Annotated in this window: 14 protein-coding genes; 13 read left to right on the top strand and 1 reads right to left on the bottom strand. The window is 61.0% G+C overall.

Annotated features, from left to right (window positions below):
- Positions 1-241 precede the first annotated feature (241 nt).
- Positions 242-1,459, top strand: a complete 1,218-nt coding sequence (locus BI327_RS10515) for an ABC transporter substrate-binding protein (RefSeq protein ID WP_076860181.1) — start codon at positions 242-244, stop codon at positions 1,457-1,459.
- A 42-nt stretch (positions 1,460-1,501) separates the two neighbouring features.
- Here the strand turns inward: BI327_RS10515 and BI327_RS10510 are convergent, their stop codons facing one another.
- The gene (locus BI327_RS10510) at positions 1,502-3,145 is read right to left on the bottom strand and encodes a sigma-54 interaction domain-containing protein (protein WP_076860180.1); all 1,644 of its coding nucleotides are present in this window, start codon (positions 3,143-3,145) and stop codon (positions 1,502-1,504) included.
- A 218-nt stretch (positions 3,146-3,363) separates the two neighbouring features.
- On the opposite strand from BI327_RS10510, the gene BI327_RS10505 reads away from it, so the two are divergent.
- From BI327_RS10505 to BI327_RS10450, 12 genes are all read left to right on the top strand, one after another.
- Positions 3,364-4,980 carry a class I adenylate-forming enzyme family protein gene (locus BI327_RS10505; RefSeq protein ID WP_076860179.1) on the top strand — a complete coding sequence of 539 codons (1,617 nt, stop codon included), beginning with the start codon at positions 3,364-3,366 and terminating at the stop codon, positions 4,978-4,980.
- 11 nt (positions 4,981-4,991) lie between these two features.
- Positions 4,992-6,116 (top strand): CaiB/BaiF CoA transferase family protein, encoded by a 1,125-nt coding sequence (locus tag BI327_RS10500; RefSeq protein WP_076860178.1) that lies wholly within the window; start codon positions 4,992-4,994, stop codon positions 6,114-6,116.
- Entirely contained in the window at positions 6,116-7,114 is a 999-nt protein-coding gene (locus BI327_RS10495) for an NADPH:quinone oxidoreductase family protein (RefSeq protein ID WP_076860177.1), read from the top strand. The genes BI327_RS10500 and BI327_RS10495 overlap by 1 nt, the downstream gene beginning before the upstream one ends.
- 172 nt (positions 7,115-7,286) lie before the next feature.
- Entirely contained in the window at positions 7,287-8,066 is a 780-nt protein-coding gene (locus BI327_RS10490; protein WP_076860176.1) for an enoyl-CoA hydratase-related protein, read from the top strand.
- A gap of 4 nt (positions 8,067-8,070) precedes the next feature.
- Positions 8,071-8,838, top strand: a complete 768-nt coding sequence (locus tag BI327_RS10485) for an enoyl-CoA hydratase/isomerase family protein (RefSeq protein ID WP_076860175.1) — start codon at positions 8,071-8,073, stop codon at positions 8,836-8,838.
- Positions 8,831-9,538, top strand: a complete 708-nt coding sequence (locus tag BI327_RS10480; protein WP_076860174.1) for an SDR family NAD(P)-dependent oxidoreductase — start codon at positions 8,831-8,833, stop codon at positions 9,536-9,538. Before BI327_RS10485 ends, BI327_RS10480 begins: the two co-directional genes overlap by 8 nt.
- Complete coding sequence (locus tag BI327_RS10475) at positions 9,538-10,704, top strand: acyl-CoA dehydrogenase family protein (RefSeq protein ID WP_076860173.1); 1,167 nt, start codon at positions 9,538-9,540, stop codon at positions 10,702-10,704. The genes BI327_RS10480 and BI327_RS10475 overlap by 1 nt, the downstream gene beginning before the upstream one ends.
- Positions 10,701-11,582 (top strand): 3-hydroxyacyl-CoA dehydrogenase family protein, encoded by an 882-nt coding sequence (locus tag BI327_RS10470; protein WP_076860172.1) that lies wholly within the window; start codon positions 10,701-10,703, stop codon positions 11,580-11,582. The genes BI327_RS10475 and BI327_RS10470 overlap by 4 nt, the downstream gene beginning before the upstream one ends.
- Positions 11,583-11,586: 4 nt before the next feature.
- Positions 11,587-12,222, top strand: coding sequence for a 3-hydroxyacyl-CoA dehydrogenase family protein (locus BI327_RS10465; RefSeq protein WP_076860171.1), 636 nt, complete (start codon positions 11,587-11,589; stop codon positions 12,220-12,222).
- Positions 12,223-12,485: 263 nt separating this feature from the next.
- A complete protein-coding gene (locus BI327_RS10460; RefSeq protein ID WP_076860170.1) occupies positions 12,486-13,721 on the top strand; it encodes an aminotransferase-like domain-containing protein in 1,236 nt (411 codons plus the stop codon).
- A 196-nt stretch (positions 13,722-13,917) separates the two neighbouring features.
- Positions 13,918-14,232, top strand: coding sequence for a DUF1330 domain-containing protein (locus tag BI327_RS10455; protein ID WP_076860169.1), 315 nt, complete (start codon positions 13,918-13,920; stop codon positions 14,230-14,232).
- 581 nt (positions 14,233-14,813) lie between these two features.
- Positions 14,814-16,805 (top strand): NADPH-dependent 2,4-dienoyl-CoA reductase, encoded by a 1,992-nt coding sequence (locus BI327_RS10450; protein ID WP_076860168.1) that lies wholly within the window; start codon positions 14,814-14,816, stop codon positions 16,803-16,805.
- Positions 16,806-16,854: the final 49 nt, after the last annotated feature.

The raw sequence follows: 16,854 nt of genomic DNA, 5'->3' as shown, positions 1-16,854 counted from the left end.
TGTCTCCCGAACAAGAATGCGCTGCTGAATATTCAAACAAGTGCGGTGCAATGCAACTACCCGATGGTGCGGCGCAGTGGGTGCCGGTGAGAGGCTGTTCATTGGTGATGGTTTCAAGGACACGTGTCCTCCCTGAGGTCAGTCACGCCGCGGAGAAGAACCAAATATCTTGGAATCTCTATGCAAAAGCCGACTGGCATCCGAGTTGCTAAGCCAGACCCGAGCAAACAGGGAGGTAAGCATGCGGTGCGGTCTTGCGGCGGCAATCGTCGCTGTGTCGTTGGTCGGTTCGGCGGTCGGTGTCCGAGCCCAAATCTCGGACGACGTGGTCAGGATAGGTGTTCTGGACGATATGTCGGGACCCTATGCCGACATTCAGGGACCCGGCGACGTCGTCGCCGTCAAGATGGCGGTGGAGGATTTCGGCGGCAGCGTCAATGGCAAGCCGATCGAAGTAGTCTCGGGTGACCTTCAAAACAAGGCTGATGTGGGTAGTGCAATCGCGCGGCGCTGGTATGATGTCGAGAAGGTGGACGCGATCCTTGGCCTCGGCAACTCCGCGGTCGCGATCGCGGTCCAAGGGATTTCCCAGGAGAAGAACAAGGTCGCGATCACGACTGCGGCAGGTTCGACTGCGCTGACCGGAAAGGCTTGCTCTCCCAACGGCATTCACTGGGTGTACGACACTTACGCCCTGGCGAAAGGTACCGCGACTGCGATGATGAAGCAGGGTGGGGCGGACAGTTGGTTCTTCTTGACCACGGACTACGCGTTCGGCCACGCTCTCGAGCAGGACACGTCCGCGGTGGTGAAGAAGAACGGTGGAAAGGTGCTTGGCAGCGTCAAGGCGCCGCTGAATACCTCGGACTTCTCGTCTTTCCTCCTGCAGGCACAATCATCGAAGGCTCAGGTGATTGGTCTTGCGAACGCCGGCGCCGATACGGTCAACGCGATCAAGGCGGCCTCCGAATTCGGACTCACGGCAGGCGGACAGAAGCTTGCTGGACTGCTGGTTCTCATCACGGACGTCCACAGCCTTGGTCTGAAGGACGCCCAAGGTTTGCTGTTCACCGAGGCCTACTATTGGGATCAGAACGACGAAACTCGTGCCTTTGCGAAGCGCTTCGCTGAACGACATGGAGGAAAGCCTCCGACAATGTTCCAGGCCGGAATCTACAGCGCGGCGATGCACTATCTAAAGGCGGTGAAGGCCGCTGGGACGGATGAAGCTCTTGCAGTGATTGCGCAGATGAAAAAGATTCCGGTCAACGATTTCATGACCAAGAACGGAACGATCCGCGAGGATGGGCGGATGATGCGGGACATGTACCTGCTGCAGGCGAAGAAACCTTCGGAGTCGAGGAGCGCCTGGGACCTCATGAACGTGGTCGCGACGATTCCTGCGGAAGATGCCTTTCGGCCTCTTTCCGAGAGCGAGTGTCCTCTCGTCAGGAAGTAGCCCGACCAGGTGGGGCGAAAGATCTGCCCCACCACCTGTCGGTCAGTTACCCTGCGCCTCGATTTCGGCGAGGCGCTTGTAAAGAAAAGACCGCGAGATACCGAGGTTTGCGGCGGCCTTCTTCTTGTTGCCGCCGCAAGCCGCGATGGCTTCCTTGATCTGTTCGTGCTGGACCTCGGAAATCACCTGCTTGAGTTCGCGTGGTCCAGCGGCGGGCTCGACTTTCCGGCTCAGCGTGTTGTGGGGACGACGCGGCACTTCGGAGAGATCCTCCACTCCGATCAGGAGGCCGTCCGAAAACACGAGGGCGCGCTCGATCTCGTGCTGCAACTGCCGAATGTTGCCGGGCCAGGAGCGTTCGGCGAGCTCCGCAAGTGCCTCCGGGCTGATGCCGGGCAGGGGACGCGCATGCCGATAGGCGAAATCTTGCAAAAACTTTGCAACGAGTAGCGGGATGTCGTCGATTCGTTCTCGAAGCGGCGGCAGTTCGATGACGATCGGGGAAATGCGATAGAACAGGTCGAGGCGGAAATCCCCGCGCTCCACCATCGACTGCAAATCCTGGTTCGTGGCAGATACGAGACGGAAATCAACCGACCTTGCTCGGTCACCACCCACGCGCTCAACAATCCTGTCCTGAAGGACGCGCAACAGTTTGGCTTGAACCTCCAGCGGCATGTCGCCGATCTCATCGAGAAAGATCGTGCCGCCTTCTGCCTGCTCGAACTTGCCTTTGCGGCCTTTCTTGTCCGCGCCGGTGAAGGCGCCGGGCTCGTATCCGAACAGTTCGGATTCCACGAGATTGGGCGGCAGTGCGGCGGCATTGACATTGATCATTGATCGGTCGCGGCGCGGGCTCAGCTGATGCAGCGCATGGGCGACCAGTTCTTTGCCCGTGCCGCTCTCGCCGCGGATCAAGACCGGAATTTCCAGGGCGGCCACCTTCGTGATCTGCGCGCGCAAGCGCTGCACCGCCGGACTTCGGCCGATGATCGCCTCCAGACCATAGTCGCGCGCGCGCAGCGTTTCGGTTTCTCGCTTGTAGAACTCGAGCTCGCCCTCGAGATCCTTAATGCGCTGGCTCAGCGCTTCGAGCTGTTGCGGTCCCTTGAACATGACGCGCCCGATGGCGCCAAGCACGCGGCCGTCGCGCTTGATCGGGACCCGTGACACCACGCGTTCCGCGCCGCGCATCCGTTGTATGGCGCCGACATCGGCCTTTCCCGTGGTCACAACCTCGTGCAATCGGGTGTTCTCGATCACCTGTTCGACCGGCTTGCCGTTGCCTTCGCCGAGCTTGAGGCCGAAGAACGCCTCGTGGATTGGTGAAATGAATACAAGACGGGACTGATCGTCGACGATCGTCATCGCATCGTGAGGATCGGTCAGCAGATACTGAATGATATCCCACGCAAAATTCACGCTGCCGACGAAATGCAGAAGCGGATCTCCCGGTGCGTGGCTGACGACAAGCAACTCGCCGTCCGCCGCCGGAGCGAGCAGAACCGCATAGACCTTGCGGTCCAAATTGAGGGTCGTCAGCCGCCGTTCGCGCAGCTCGTTCAGCCACGCGCGATCAGCGACCAGCGCTTTGAAGCGGGGGTCGGAGCCGAGCCCGGTGCTGAAAGTCGTCTGACCGTCCTTGCCGAGGAGCGCTGCTCCCGCGATTTGGGGTGTCGTTGGCATTTCCTCGTGTCCGTTTTGAGGACACGTGAGCACGGCGAGACGATGCTGGCAAGGACATTTGTTGCCGCAGAGGACACGATCGGTTTGGTGCCGAGAGACCGGACACTGAAATATCTACGGATTTTCGAGTTCCAGTGGCTGTGCACGGAATGGCACGGCCGTTGCTGATTTGGTCGTAACCCACAGCGCCCAATTCATGCTGCAAGCGCGAGATCGTCATGAGACCGTTCCTCACCCTTCATCACCCGGCGGACGCGACCCGCTACTACCAGCAAGGGCTTTGGCGGAAGGACACCTTCTACAGCTTGCTGAGCCGGCACGCTCTCGAGCGTCCCGACGCGATCGCTCTTCAAGACGGTCGGCGTGCAGTGTCATGGTCGCAGCTGCTTCCTTGGGTCGACGGCGTCGCCAGTAGTCTTCGCGAGTTCGGCTTGGTCGGCGGCGATCGCGTCTCGATCTGGATGTCGAACCGGATCGAAGCGGTCGTGATGTTCCTCGCCTGTGCGCGGGAGGGATTTGCCTGCAATCCTTCGCTGCACAAAACCTACACCTGCGCGGAAATTGTCGACCTGTTGTCGACATTGTCGGTGCGCGCCTTCCTCACCGAACCCGGATGGGGCGCCGATCGTGCCAAGGTCGATCTCGATTCGATGCTCGTCAGGCTTCCCAGCCTGAAGATGGTCTATACGCCGGATACGTTCCCTGCGCCGGTCGGTTGCGCAACGCCGCCTTGCGACGATCCCGACAAGGTCAGCTATCTCGCCTTCACGTCGGGGACGACGGCTGCACCCAAGTGCGTGATGCACTCCGACAATACTCTGCTTGCCAATGCGCGGGACCTGGTCGCGGACTGGCGGCACGGCGCCGACACAGTGCTTCTGTCGCTTTCACCGTTGTCGCATCATATCGCCTGGGTCGGCGTCGCGCAGTGGCTGCTGAGCGGCGGTCGGTTTGTGACGGATGATCCCCCATCCGGCATGAGCCGCCTCGATTGGATCGATGCGACCGGCGCCACCTACGTGCTCGGGGTACCGACCCACGCGATGGATATCCTCGCCGAGCAGCAGCGGGCGGGGCGGCGCGCACTTGGCAAGGTGTCGGTGTTCTACATGGCCGGAGCGCCGATCCCGCCCGCCACGGCTGCCGCTTTCGTCGATCAAGGCGTGAAGCCGCAGAACGTCTATGGCATGACCGAGAATTCGTCGCATCAATACACGCATCCTGATGACTCCCCCGATGTGATCGTCACGACCTGCGGCCGAGGTGGGAGTGCTTACGAGGTCCGGCTGTTCGATCCGTCCGATTCCGACAAGGAGGTGGGACCCGGGGAGGTCGGCCAGATCGGCGGGCGCGGTGCCGCGCTGATGCTCGGCTATTTCAACAACCAAGCTGCCACCGAGACCAGCTTCAACAGAGACGGCTGGTTCCTCTCCGGCGACCTCGGCATTGTCGACGCGTCCGGGAATCTTCGGATCGAGGGTCGCTTGAAAGACCTGATCATCCGCGGCGGTCACAACATCTACCCATCGCATATCGAGGCCGTCGCCGTTCGTCATAAGCAAGTTGACCGGGTAGCGGCATTTCCGGTGCCTGACGACCGGCTCGGCGAGCGCGTATGCATCGCGATCTCAGGGACCGCGGAGGTCGACGACCTGATGCAGCATCTGCGTGATCAGGGCATCTCAAAATACGACATGCCGGAATACTTCGTTCGCGTTGACGAATTTCCTCTCACCGCGAGCGGCAAGATCCTGAAGCGGGAGCTAACACTGCAGGTACGTCGCGGCGAGATTCAGCCGTCCGCCGTTGCAAGCAAGTCCACAGCAAAGGCCTAGTGAGCGTTTTGATGATGCGCCCCCTTCAGGATATCCGCGTTCTCGACTTCAGCACTCTACTGCCGGGACCGTTCGCGACTTTGATGCTGGCGGAGGCCGGTGCTCGTGTGATCAAGGTCGAGCGGCCTGGAAGCGGCGACGAAATGCGCAGCTACGCGCCGAAGCTCGGCGAGAACAGCACGAATTTCCATCTCCTCAATGCCGGCAAGGAAAGCATCGCCATCGATCTGAAGGCCGCGGATGCGTTTGAGCGCCTGCGGCCGTTGATCAGGCAAACCGACGTCGTCGTGGAGCAGTTCAGGCCCGGCGTGATGGATCGGCTCGGCTTTGGCTACGAGGCTTTGTGCGCGGTCAATCCTCGCCTGATCTATTGTGCGATCACCGGCTGGGGCCAGAGCGGGCCAAAATCGGCAGTCGCGGCCCATGACCTCAACTACATGGCGGAAGCCGGGTTGCTCGGGCTGAGCCGGGGCAGTGACGGCGCGCCGGTGGTGCCTCCCGTCCTCATCGCCGATCTCGCGGCGGGTGCGCTGCCTGCGGTCGTGAATATTCTGCTGGCGCTGCGTCGGCGAGATCAAACCGGTGAGGGCGCCTATCTCGACATCGCGATGGGCGAGAATTTACTTCCGCTTGCCTATTGGGGACTCGGAAACGGGTTCGCGACCGGCGATTGGCCGGGTGGTGGCGATGCTCTCGTCACGGGCGGCAGTCCTCGCTATCAGATTTATCGGACCGGCGACGGGCGCTATTTGGCGGCTGCTCCGATTGAGGATCGGTTCTGGAATAATTTCTGTGAGCTGATCGGACTTGCCCCCGAACTGCGCCGCGCCGACGCCGATCCCGAAACGGTCAAACGTGTCGTCGCCGGCATCATTGCCAGCCGAACGGCAGACACCTGGCTTGTCGTCTTTAAGGGCTATGACGTCTGCTGCTCGATCGTCGTAAGCCTCGAGGAAGCTGTCGCTGATCCGCACTTTGCCGCTCGCGGACTGTTTGTCCAGAAGGTCGTCACCGACGAGCGATCCATTCCGGCGATCCCGGGACCGGTTGCGGCCTGCTTTCGTGGCGAGCTCAACCGTTCTGCCCCGCTGCTCGGCGCCCAGACCGAGACCTTACTGTCCAAGGAGCGGGTCTGATGCGCGCTTATCAAGTCGTCGAATTCGGACCGCCGTCTGCCCTCAGGCTCGCTGAGGTCGCGGATCTCGTGCCTGCCGCCGACCAGATATTGGTCGACGTTGCGGCAGCCGGCATCAACTATCCGGATGTGCTAGTGGTGTCCGGACACTACCAAATCCTGCCGCAACGACCGTTTGTCCCCGGCAAGGAAATCGCCGGCGTCGTACGAGCCGTAGGGGCCGGCGTGCGGGGCTTCGCGCCGGGCGACCGCGTGCTGAGCCAGCTTGAGCACGGCGCATTCGCCGAACAGGCATTGGTCAGACCAGAGGATACGTTCCGCCTTCCGGATAGGCTCGGATTTGCCGACGCGACCGCTATGGGACTGGTTTACCAGACCGCCTACTTCGCGTTGCGCGACCGCGCCAGCTTGCAGTCGGGTGAAACCGTGCTGGTTGGAGGAGCCGCGGGCGGTGTCGGCGTCGCGGCGATCCAGCTTGCCAAGGCCTTCGGCGCGCGCGTTCTGGCCGCGGTTCGCAAGCCGGACCAGGTTGACTTCGTGCGTGCGTGCGGCGCGGATGTTGTGATCAATGTCAGCGGGCGGGATCTCCGCGAGGAGTTGCGTGCACAGGTGCTTGCCGCAACGGAGGGCTGCGGCGTGGATGTCGTGCTCGATCCCGTCGGAGCCGAATTTTTCGGAGCCGCGCTGCGTGCGCTCGCGTGGCGTGGAAGGTTGGTCGTGATCGGCTTTGTCGGCGGTGAAATCCCGTCGGTGAAGGCGAACTACCTCCTCGTGAAGAACATCAGCGTAAGCGGCCTGCAATGGAGCGATTACCGGGAGCGGATGCCGCAACGGGTCACCGATGCTCAGGCCGAGATATTCGGCCTGTGGGAGAGCGGCGCCCTGCGTCCGCCGGCCACGAGGGCATTCGCCTTTGACCAACTGCCTGCCGCGCTCGAGCTGATCGGGCGGGGCGGGATTCAAGGCAAGGCCGCGGTCGTGTTTGACAGGAGGTCGTGAGATGGATGCGACCAGCCATTCGTCCCGTGGCGCAACTGCGTCGAGACGCCACGCAAGTCTGCACAGGGAGTCTTGATCGACGGGCACATTCGCTCACGCGCGTCGCGCGCGGACCTGAACATTTCGGCGAAGTGCTCCGACAGGAACGGAACATCATAAGGAGGAAAGAACCATGAGCTTCAACACGATCATCTATGAAGAGGATGGCCCCATTGGAACCATCACGCTCAATCGGCCGGATGACGGCAATATGTTCACGGTCGAAATGTGTCACGAGATCCGTGACTGCATCAATGACATCCGGCGCGAGACGCGCACGCGCGTGATCGTGATTACCGGAGCCGGCAACAAGTTTTTCTGCATCGGTGGTCGAAAGGAAGGCATGGAGAAGACGATCCTCTACGCCGGCGTTCTTCCGACCCTGGAGATGTACGAAGCAATCGACCGGCTGCAGAAGCCCGTCATTGCCAGCGTAAATGGCTTTGCAGTGGGCGGCGGAAACGTCTTGCAGGTCGTGTGCGACCTTACCATCGCAAAGGAGAGCGCGGTCTTCCGGCAGGTCGGGCCGATGATGGGATCCTTCGACGCCGGATACGGCACCTGGTACCTCGAGGACCTCGTCGGAAAGAAGAAGGCTAAGGAAATGTGGTACCGCAATCCGAAGATCTCCGCGCGCGAGGCGCTCGAGATCGGGTTGATCAACAAAGTCGTCCCCGACGACAAGTTGAAGGAAGAGACGCGACAGTTCGCACTGGAAATCGCCGAGCGCGGACCTTTCGCATTGGCCTCGATCAAGGCGGCCTTCAACGCCCGTCATGGCGGCGTTTCCGGCCTCGCCCGCGTGTCACACGATTTGCTGCTCCGGCCCTATCTCGATACGGACGAGAGCCACGAACTGTCCGCCTCGTTCGCCGGCAAGCGGAAGCCCGACAGCGCCAAGTTCGGGAAATAGCGCGATGACCGTGGAACTCTCGAAGATCGACGACTATGCCTTGCTGCGCCTCAATCGGCCGGATGCGCTCAATGCGCTGTCCTTCTCGATCCTTCGCGATATCGCGAAGGCGTTGGACGATGTCGCATCCTGGAAGGTCAGGAGCCTGATCGTCACCGGCGCAGGCGAGAAAGCATTTTGCGCCGGAGCCGACATCAAGGAGCTGCGCGGTCGCAGCATGACCGAGCGCAAGCGCGGTGCGGAACTTGGTCAAGCCGCCTTCGCGAAGCTCGATCGGCTGCCGTTTCCTTCCGTGGCCGCGATCAACGGCTTTGCCTTCGGCGGAGGGCTCGAACTGGCGCTGGCCTGCACGTTCAGGGTGGCTGTCCGCAGCGCCAAGCTGGGCCTGCCAGAGATCAAGCTCGGTCTCATTCCGGGGTACGGCGGAACGCAGCGACTGCCGCGGATCATCGGCGAAGCCAGAGCGCTCGATATGATCATGCTTGGGCGCACCGTGACCGCCGAGGAAGCCGAAAAGATCGGTCTCGTCAATCGCCTCGTAGAAGGGGGCGCCGTCGGCGGGGCAGTGGCGCTGGCGCGTGAGTTTGCATCGTACAGTCTCGTGGCGCTGGGATTGGCGCGCGACGCAGTGACACGCGCGCTCGATGTCCCGGTCCATGAGGGATTGAAGATCGAAGCGGATCTCTCAACCTTGGCATTCAGTACGGCGGACGCCGAGGAAGGGATGGCGGCGTTCACGGAAAAGCGGAAGGCGGCCTTCAGAGATGAGTAACGGTCTGGTCGTCGTTACCGGAGCGAGCAGGGGCATTGGCGAGGCCATCGCGATCGAGCTCGATCGACGCGGGTTCGAGGTGGCGGCCCTGTCCCGGAGCGGAAAATCGCCGGTCGGGGAAGGTGTCGTCTGTGACATGACTGACGAACGGTCGATCGCTGCCGCCATTGCTTCGATCGCACGGCGCGGACATGTCGTAGGGCTCGTCAACAATGCCGGAGCGCACGAGGCGAGAGCGAGCGTCGACCTGTCGCTTTCGGAGTTCGAAGCCTGCATGCGGCTGAATGCATCCGCAGTCCTCGTCGCCAGTCGCGAAATCTACCCGCATCTGGTGAAGTCGGGTGAGGGGCTGATTGTCAATATCGGCTCTTTCTTCGATCGCTTGGCCGTCGCCGAAAACCTGGCCTATTGTGCCTCGAAGGCCGCGGTCGGAGCCATCACCCGATGTCTTGCCTCGGAATGGGCAAAGGACGGCGTCCGAGTTCTCGACGTCGCTCCCGGCTACATCGAAACGGACCTCAACCGCGAATTCCTGGCCAACGAAAAGGTCAAAAGCTGGTTGAAGCGACGCGTGCCCGTCGGGCGGGCCGGCCGTCCGCAGGAAGTCGCGCGGCTGGTTGGTGCGCTGTTTGCCGAAAAGATCGGCTTTCTGACCGGTGAGACCATCTACGTCGATGGTGGGCAGGGAGCCAACCTCTGATGAAGATATTCGAAGCATTGGAACAAGGACGCCGCTGGACCGAGGAGGAGCGGCTGCTTCTCGTGCAAGTCGATCGTTTGGCCGCGGAGGTGATCGCACCGAATGCCGCGAAAGTGGACGAAAGCAGTGGCTTCCCTTGGGCCAGCGTCAACGCCATCAACGAACTCGGCCTGAACGCAATCTTCGTCCCGGAAGCCTTCGGCGGAACGCCGATGTCTTTCAAACTCTATTTGGCGGTGGTGCGTAGGATCGCCGAGGCCTGCGCATCGACCGGCATTGTGTACGCCACCAATTTCCATGCGATGAAGCCGTTGATCGAGTTCGGATCGGAGGAGCAAAAGGCGAGACTGTTGCCGCGGATCGCCGAAGGTGGGCTTGCCGCGCTCGCCATCACCGAGGAGACCGCGGGCTCGGACGCAACTGGCATGAAGACCAGGTTCCGCCCGGACGGAGACGATATCGTGGTCGACGGCACCAAGCTCTTCATCACCAACGGCGACGTCGCGGACCGTATCCTGCTGTTCGGGAAATACGCAGAGGTCGACGATCCGCGCAAGTCAATCTCGGTGCTGGTGCTTGAGAAGGGAACGCCGGGATTTGAGGTTACAGGGCTCGAAAAGAAGATGGGGCACCGTGGATCATCAACCGCCTCGCTTCGTTTCGACGGCTGTCGGGTCCCACAGGCGAATCTTCTCGGGCGTCCTGGCGACGGTCTCGGCATCTTGCTCGCGTCGCTCAACCGATCGCGTCCCAGCATTGCGGCGCACGCCCTCGGCATTGCGACCGCCGCCTTCAAGGACACGACGGCCTACATCAACGAGCGCAAGCAATCGGGACGCAGGATCATCGAGTTCCAGGCCAATCAATTCCTGCTGGCCGATCTTGCGACCGATCTCGCCATGGCCGAACTCTGGTTGGATCGTCTGGCGGAGCGGATCGACGCCGACGACAAGGACTTTGGACTTGAAGCCTCAATAGCCAAGATGAAGGCCTCCGATGTCGCCAACCGTATCGCCGCTGAAGCGGTCCAGATGCATGGCGGTTACGGCTATTGCAGCGACTTCAGGGTCGAGCGTCTGATGCGCGACGCCAAGATCACTCAAATCTGGGAGGGGACGAACCAGGTCCATCGCCAGTTAATCGGACGGAGCTTCGTAACGAAATGACGAAAACCATCAAGACTGTTGGGGTCTGTGGCGCAGCAGGAACCATGGGCGCCGGGATCGCACTCGTGGCGGCTCGAGCCGGCTTTGCGACGGTATGCTTTGATCGATCCGGCGACGGTCTTGAGAAGGCAGCCAGGCAGTCGGCCGGCTTCCTCGATAAATCGGTCGCTCGGGGCAAGCTCGACAGCGCGAAGAGGGATCAAGTTCTCACATCGATGTCCCAGACCACCAGGATCGAGGATCTAGCCGACTGCGATTTGGTGATCGAAGCTGTGTTCGAGGATCTCGCCGCGAAGCGCGAACTGCTGGGCCGCCTCGACGCGGTGTGCGCGGAGGACACCATTTTCGCCTCGAACACGTCGACCTTGTCAATCACGGAAATTGCTTCGGGTTCGAAGCGACCGGAGCGTGCCGTCGGCATGCATTTCTGCCTCCCGGCCCAATTGATGAAGTTGATTGAAATGTCGCCCGGCATCCTGACATCCGACGACACGTTCAAGACCGCCTGGCAGTGGACCGAGGCCTGCGGTCAGACTCCGGTGAAGACCCAGGACAAGCCTGGCTTCATCCTCAACGCGCTTCTTGTGCCGTTCAACAACGACGCAATACGAGCGGTTGAAGCCGGCGTGGCAGAACCGGCCGACATCGATCGCGCGATCAAGGCGGGGCTCGGCTACAAGATGGGCCCGCTGGAGCTGATCGACCTGATCGGTCTCGATACCCAGGTACGGCTTTGCGAGGCGTTCTATCCGATCACGCTTGATCCGCGGGCAGCAACGCCGCCGTTGTTGCGACGGATGGTGGCCGCGGGCCTCCTCGGACGCAAATCCGGCAGAGGCTTCTTCACCTATGAAGGCAACTCCATGTTCGGAGCATGAAATCATGCGATATACGTTCGTAAAATCCAAGCCGAGCCGCTCCTTTCCCGAAGACGACGCATTTTTTTGCGCTCAATCGGAGCCTGATACGGCGGAGATTGTCATTTTCAGCGGTGCACGGTTCAAGCCGGATCACGCCAAGGCTGCCATCCTGATCGAGCTGTTGAACGAGTGCCTTGGAGAGCATATCGACGATCAGGAATCCACGAGCATCAACGTGCTGGGCTTCGCTCGCTATCGCAACGGCCATGACAAGCCGTCGAATCTCGTGGAATTGGTTCGACATGCGAACACCAGTGAGAAGGCCGTCGCCGCGGCACGTGAGATGTTCGCTGCGGCAGGATTTGAGGTCGTGGTGTGCAGTGATCAGGCCGGCCGGATCATCGACCGTCTTGTCATCCCGAAGTACAACGCAGCGCTGCGCTTCCTCGACGAGGGATTGGCGAGCCAGGCCGATATGGATCTGACCTGTAAGCTTGGTCTCGGCTATCCCGACGGCCCGATTGAGAGGGTTGTTCGCGGCGGTCTCGCCAACCACTATCACGCAAGCAAGGCGCTGTTCGAGGCTTACGGCACTTCAGCCTTTGCGCCGCCGCGACGCGCCAGCGTGGCCTATAGGCGAGACAAAACGCGCGGCTGAGCCGATACGTCGCAAGCTCAACTTGAGAGGCAGGCTGTTTTTCCGGCAGCTCGGACAAACCTGGGGTGAATCCAGTGTTGGTCCCCGAAGACGCGATGGGCTCGCCTAGCTATAGCTAGAGCCAATCTGGAATCGCGTGCCAAGAATGCGCCGATTGTTGAAATATTCGATTGCAGCCGACGGGAAACGCAGCGAACAACGCACTCAACCACCTCAATCCAAAGTGTACGATTGAGAGACCCCAAAGAAATGCGACGACCAGAATGACAACTCCTTACCTTGCACGGAACGTAGAGAGTGACGCTGTCCGGCCAGCGTTCGCGAATTGGTTATCGAGCACCAATGACCTGACCAGCCGATTTGTGGCCGCTGAACGCGTTCCAGGATTGATCAACATCGCCGGCGGACTTCCGGCACCCGAGACGTTTCCGGTCGAGGAACTGGCGGCGCTCTCCCAAGCTGTCGTTAGGGAGTTTCCTCGCGACAGTTTGGGGTACGGGCCCACTGACGGGTTGGTGGAGTTGCGCGACGCTATTGCGTCTCGCTTTAGTACGCAATCGCTGCGTCTTGATCGAAGCAATGTGTTGATCACAGCTGGGGGCACCCAGGCGCTAGATCTCATTGGAAAGGTTTTGCTAGAAGCAGGCGGAGTAGTAGCGGGTGAATTCCCCATGTATGCCGGTGCGCTCGACGCCTGGCGGCCAAGGCAACCGCGGTATCACTGTTTGAGGGCGGAGGCTGGTGATTTAGATTTGTCGTCGGCAAAGGCACAATTTGTCTATGCTGTTCCGAATTTCTCAAATCCAACCGGAAAATTGGTTGGCCTGGCCGCTCGCCGAGCGCTGGTCGACGCTGCACATCGCACAGGGGTATGGATCGTCGAGGACGATCCATATGGCTCGCTATACTACGACGAGACGCCCTTGCCGCGCTTGATCGAGCTCTCGGCTGACTTGGCGCCCGGTGAAGCCTATCGGGGTCCCGTTGTTTATCTCGGCACTTTTTCCAAGGAACTGGTCCCTGGGTTGCGCGTTGCGTGGGCCATCGGCTCGCCCGACATCATCCAGGCGCTGACGACTGCCAAGCAGAGCGCGGCATTGTGTTCGAACGGCATGGCACAACGGATCGCTTTGGCAGCGATGCGGGGCGGGTTGACGGAGCGGATGCGCCCCAAATTGCTCGGGCTCTATCGTGAAAGGCGAGATGCGCTGGCCGCAGCGATGGATGAACACCTGTCAGATTGGTTCGAATGGGACGTTCCGGTCGGCGGCATGTTCATTTGGGCCACCGCGCGCGACCGTTCGCTCGACACGGACGCGGTGGTATCGGCGGGGCTTAAGACGGGAGTCCTGGTGGCGCCGGGCAGGGTATTTGATCCGCAAGGTGAAGATCGCAGCGGCTTACGCCTAAACTTCACGCTCAATCCACCCGATCGTTTGGATGAAGCTGTCAGGCGGCTCGGAGCCGCCATGCGATTGCTATACGAACAGGTTGCCTAACGTCCGCTCCCCGCCTGTCATGCTCTCGCGGCAGACATGCGGAGCATGATTAGCGGCGCATGCAAGCGTCAACCTTGCGCTTTCAAGATCCTTCCCCAGTACCAGTACCAGTACCAGTACCAGTACCAGTACCCTCTGAAGATCGGAAGCGCCGCGGATATGAACGGCTGGTTAATTTGAAACAGGAGAGATTAGGATGGCGAAGGGGTATTGGGTCAGCATGGTGGATGTCCAGGATCCGGAGACCTATAAGGCATATGTTCGCGAGAACGCGATCGCACTCGAGAAGTATGGTGCGCGCTTTCTCATCCGGGGCGGATCGGCTGAAAAGGTCGAAGGTGTGCCGCGTTCGCGGATCGTGGTGATCGAATTTCCTGACTATCAGGCGGCTCTCGATTGCTATCGCTCACCTGAGTACCAAGTGGCAAAAGCGCTCCGCACACCTGTCTCAATCGCCGATCTGGTAGTCGTCGAGGGTTACGACGGGTTGCAGCCGGGCCAGACAAATTAGGCGACGCTGATCCAGCGCGTGATGTTCGTGGCCCACGTACGGACCTTTCGTCGGAGCTCGTCGGCGAAGTCGAGCACCGCATAAGATCGGAACGGCGGAACGGACCGAGCAACTCGTCAAAAGCCGTTCGCGCCCTCGATCCCTCAATTTGTATCCCTGTTGGGATGCTTGAAGACAGAATTCGGCCCCTCCTGGCCGGACCAAGAGGGTTCTGGACGACCGAATCCTCGTTACTTGAACCCGACGCGCCCAGTCGCGTCGGGTTCCTTTTCGCTCGATGCCAGATGCAGGACTGCACACCCGGACGGGGGCGGCTATCTTAATTTCCGCCGAGATGCGCTTCTCCGCGATCGGCTATAATGACAATATATTGCATTACGGGCGAGGGTTGGGTTGAGTTGGGTTCTCACCCAAGTCTCAAATATTGGAGGCATATTCGCTTAGACCAATGACCGTCGGCCGCCCACGCATTTGGATTCGATTGGTCGGCAATATATAAATATGTTGACATAAAATACTGGCTGAGTATGTAGAGTTGGCGGGGGCCATTCAAGGCTCATCAAAAACTCGGAGGATCGCCCATGGACGCTCGGTCAGTGCTTCTCGATTCCATTCGGGTGGGTTCTGTGACCCTCAAGAGTCGAATTGTCATGGGATCGATGCACACCGGCCTTGAGCATCACCCCGAGCGCTTCGACGAGTTGGGACGCTTTTATGCCGAGCGCGCCAAGGGAGGCGCCGGCCTGATCGTTACCGGCGGTTTCGCGCCGAACTTCGCTGGACGCATGAAGAATGAACCAGGGACGTTCGAGCGCCCGGACCAGATTGCTGATCACAGGAAGATTGCCGGACCTGTCCGCGCCGCCGGAGGGTGCATCCTGCTTCAGATCCTGCATGCCGGCCGCTACGGCTATCATCCCGCCGTCGTTGCCCCATCGCCGATCAAGTCGCCGATCAACCGCGACGTGCCGGCCGAGCTGACCGACGAGCAGATCGAGCAGACCATCCGTGACTACGCGACGACCGCGCAACTCGCGATGGAAGCGGGGTACGACGGCGTCGAGATCATGGGCTCGGAGGGCTATCTGATCAGCGAATTCCTCGCGCCGCGGACGAACCACCGGTCCGATCGGTGGGGTGGTTCGCTGGAGAATCGCGGCCGCTTTCCGATCTCCGTCGTGCGCGCGGTCCGTGCAGCCATCGGCGAGGGACTGATCTCTTACCGCATTTCGGCTCTTGAGCTAATTGAGGGGGGATTGACCCAAGACGAAATTCTTTGGCTGGCGAAGGAAGTAGAGAAGGCTGGCGCCGATTGCATCTCGACCGGCGTCGGTTGGCACGAGGCCGCCGTGCCGACGATCGCTGGCCCCGTTCCCCACGCCGCGTTTATCGAGTCGACCCGTCGTCTGAAGGGGGTCGTGAAGATTCCCGTCACAGCGAGTAACCGGATCAATCTACCGGAGGACGCCGCGCAGATCATCTCCGACGGCTCTGCAGATCTGGTCTCGATGGCGAGGCCGCTGCTGGCCGACGCGGAGTTCGTCAACAAGGTGGCGCGTGGGCGCCCCGATCTTGTCAATATCTGCATCGCCTGCAACCAGGCCTGCTTGGACCACTATTTCACCGACCAGGTGATCACCTGCCTGGTCAACCCGCGCGCGGCGCGCGAGAGCGAGTTCGCCGATGGGCCTGCCGCGTCGATCAAGCGCGTTGCGGTGGTGGGCGCCGGCGTCGCTGGGATGGCCGCCGCGCTCGAAGCAGGGCGCCGCGGTCATCACGTCACGCTGTTCGAGGCTGCGCCGCGCATCGGCGGTCAATTCGCGCTCGCTGCCGTCATTCCCGGCAAGGAGGACTATGGCCTCTCGCTGAAGAGTTACGAAGCGCAATTGGCCGACGCCGGCGTTGAGATCAAGACCGGCACCGCGGTGGATGCGCAGACCCTGAAGCGCGAGAACTACGACGAGGTCGTCGTATCGAGCGGCATCAATCCGCGTTTGATCGATATTCCCGGCGGCGGCGATCCGCGCGTCGTCGGGTACACCGACATCCTGAGCGGCAAGGTCAAGGCCGGCGATCGAGTCGTGGTCATCGGCGGCGGCGGCATCGGTCACGACGTCGCGCTTTTCCTTGCCATGGAAACGGGCGGCCGCCGCCAGACACGTGAAGAGTTCTTCGAGCGCTGGGGTATCGAGGGAAAGCCTAAGCATCATCCCCCGAAGCGACAGATCACCATGGTCAAGCGCTCGCCAGGTGCGTTTGGCCGCACGCTCGGCAAGAGCACCGGTTGGATTTTGCGTCAGGAGCTCAAGGACCTGAAGGTCCGTCAGATAGCCGAAGCGAAGTATCTGAAGATCGATGCCGAAGGCATGCACATCGCGCTGCCGGACCGCATCGAGGTCCTTGCCGCCGACACGATCGTTGTTTGCGCGGGCCAGGAGTCGGATCGTGCCATCGCCGACGCGATCACGGCGAACGGTCAGACCGCGCATGTGATCGGAGGAGCGCGGCTCGCCGGCGAGCTCGACGCCAAACGTGCCATCTATGAAGGCGCGATCCTCGGTAACCGCATCTGACGGAAAACAGCGCGGAGAACGCCGGATCAAAGCTGGACGAGGGAACATT

Origin of the sequence: Bradyrhizobium mercantei, from assembly GCF_001982635.1 — a bacterium.
GTDB classification, from domain to species: domain Bacteria; phylum Pseudomonadota; class Alphaproteobacteria; order Rhizobiales; family Xanthobacteraceae; genus Bradyrhizobium; species Bradyrhizobium mercantei.
This window is presented reverse-complemented; position numbering and strand designations above follow the sequence as displayed.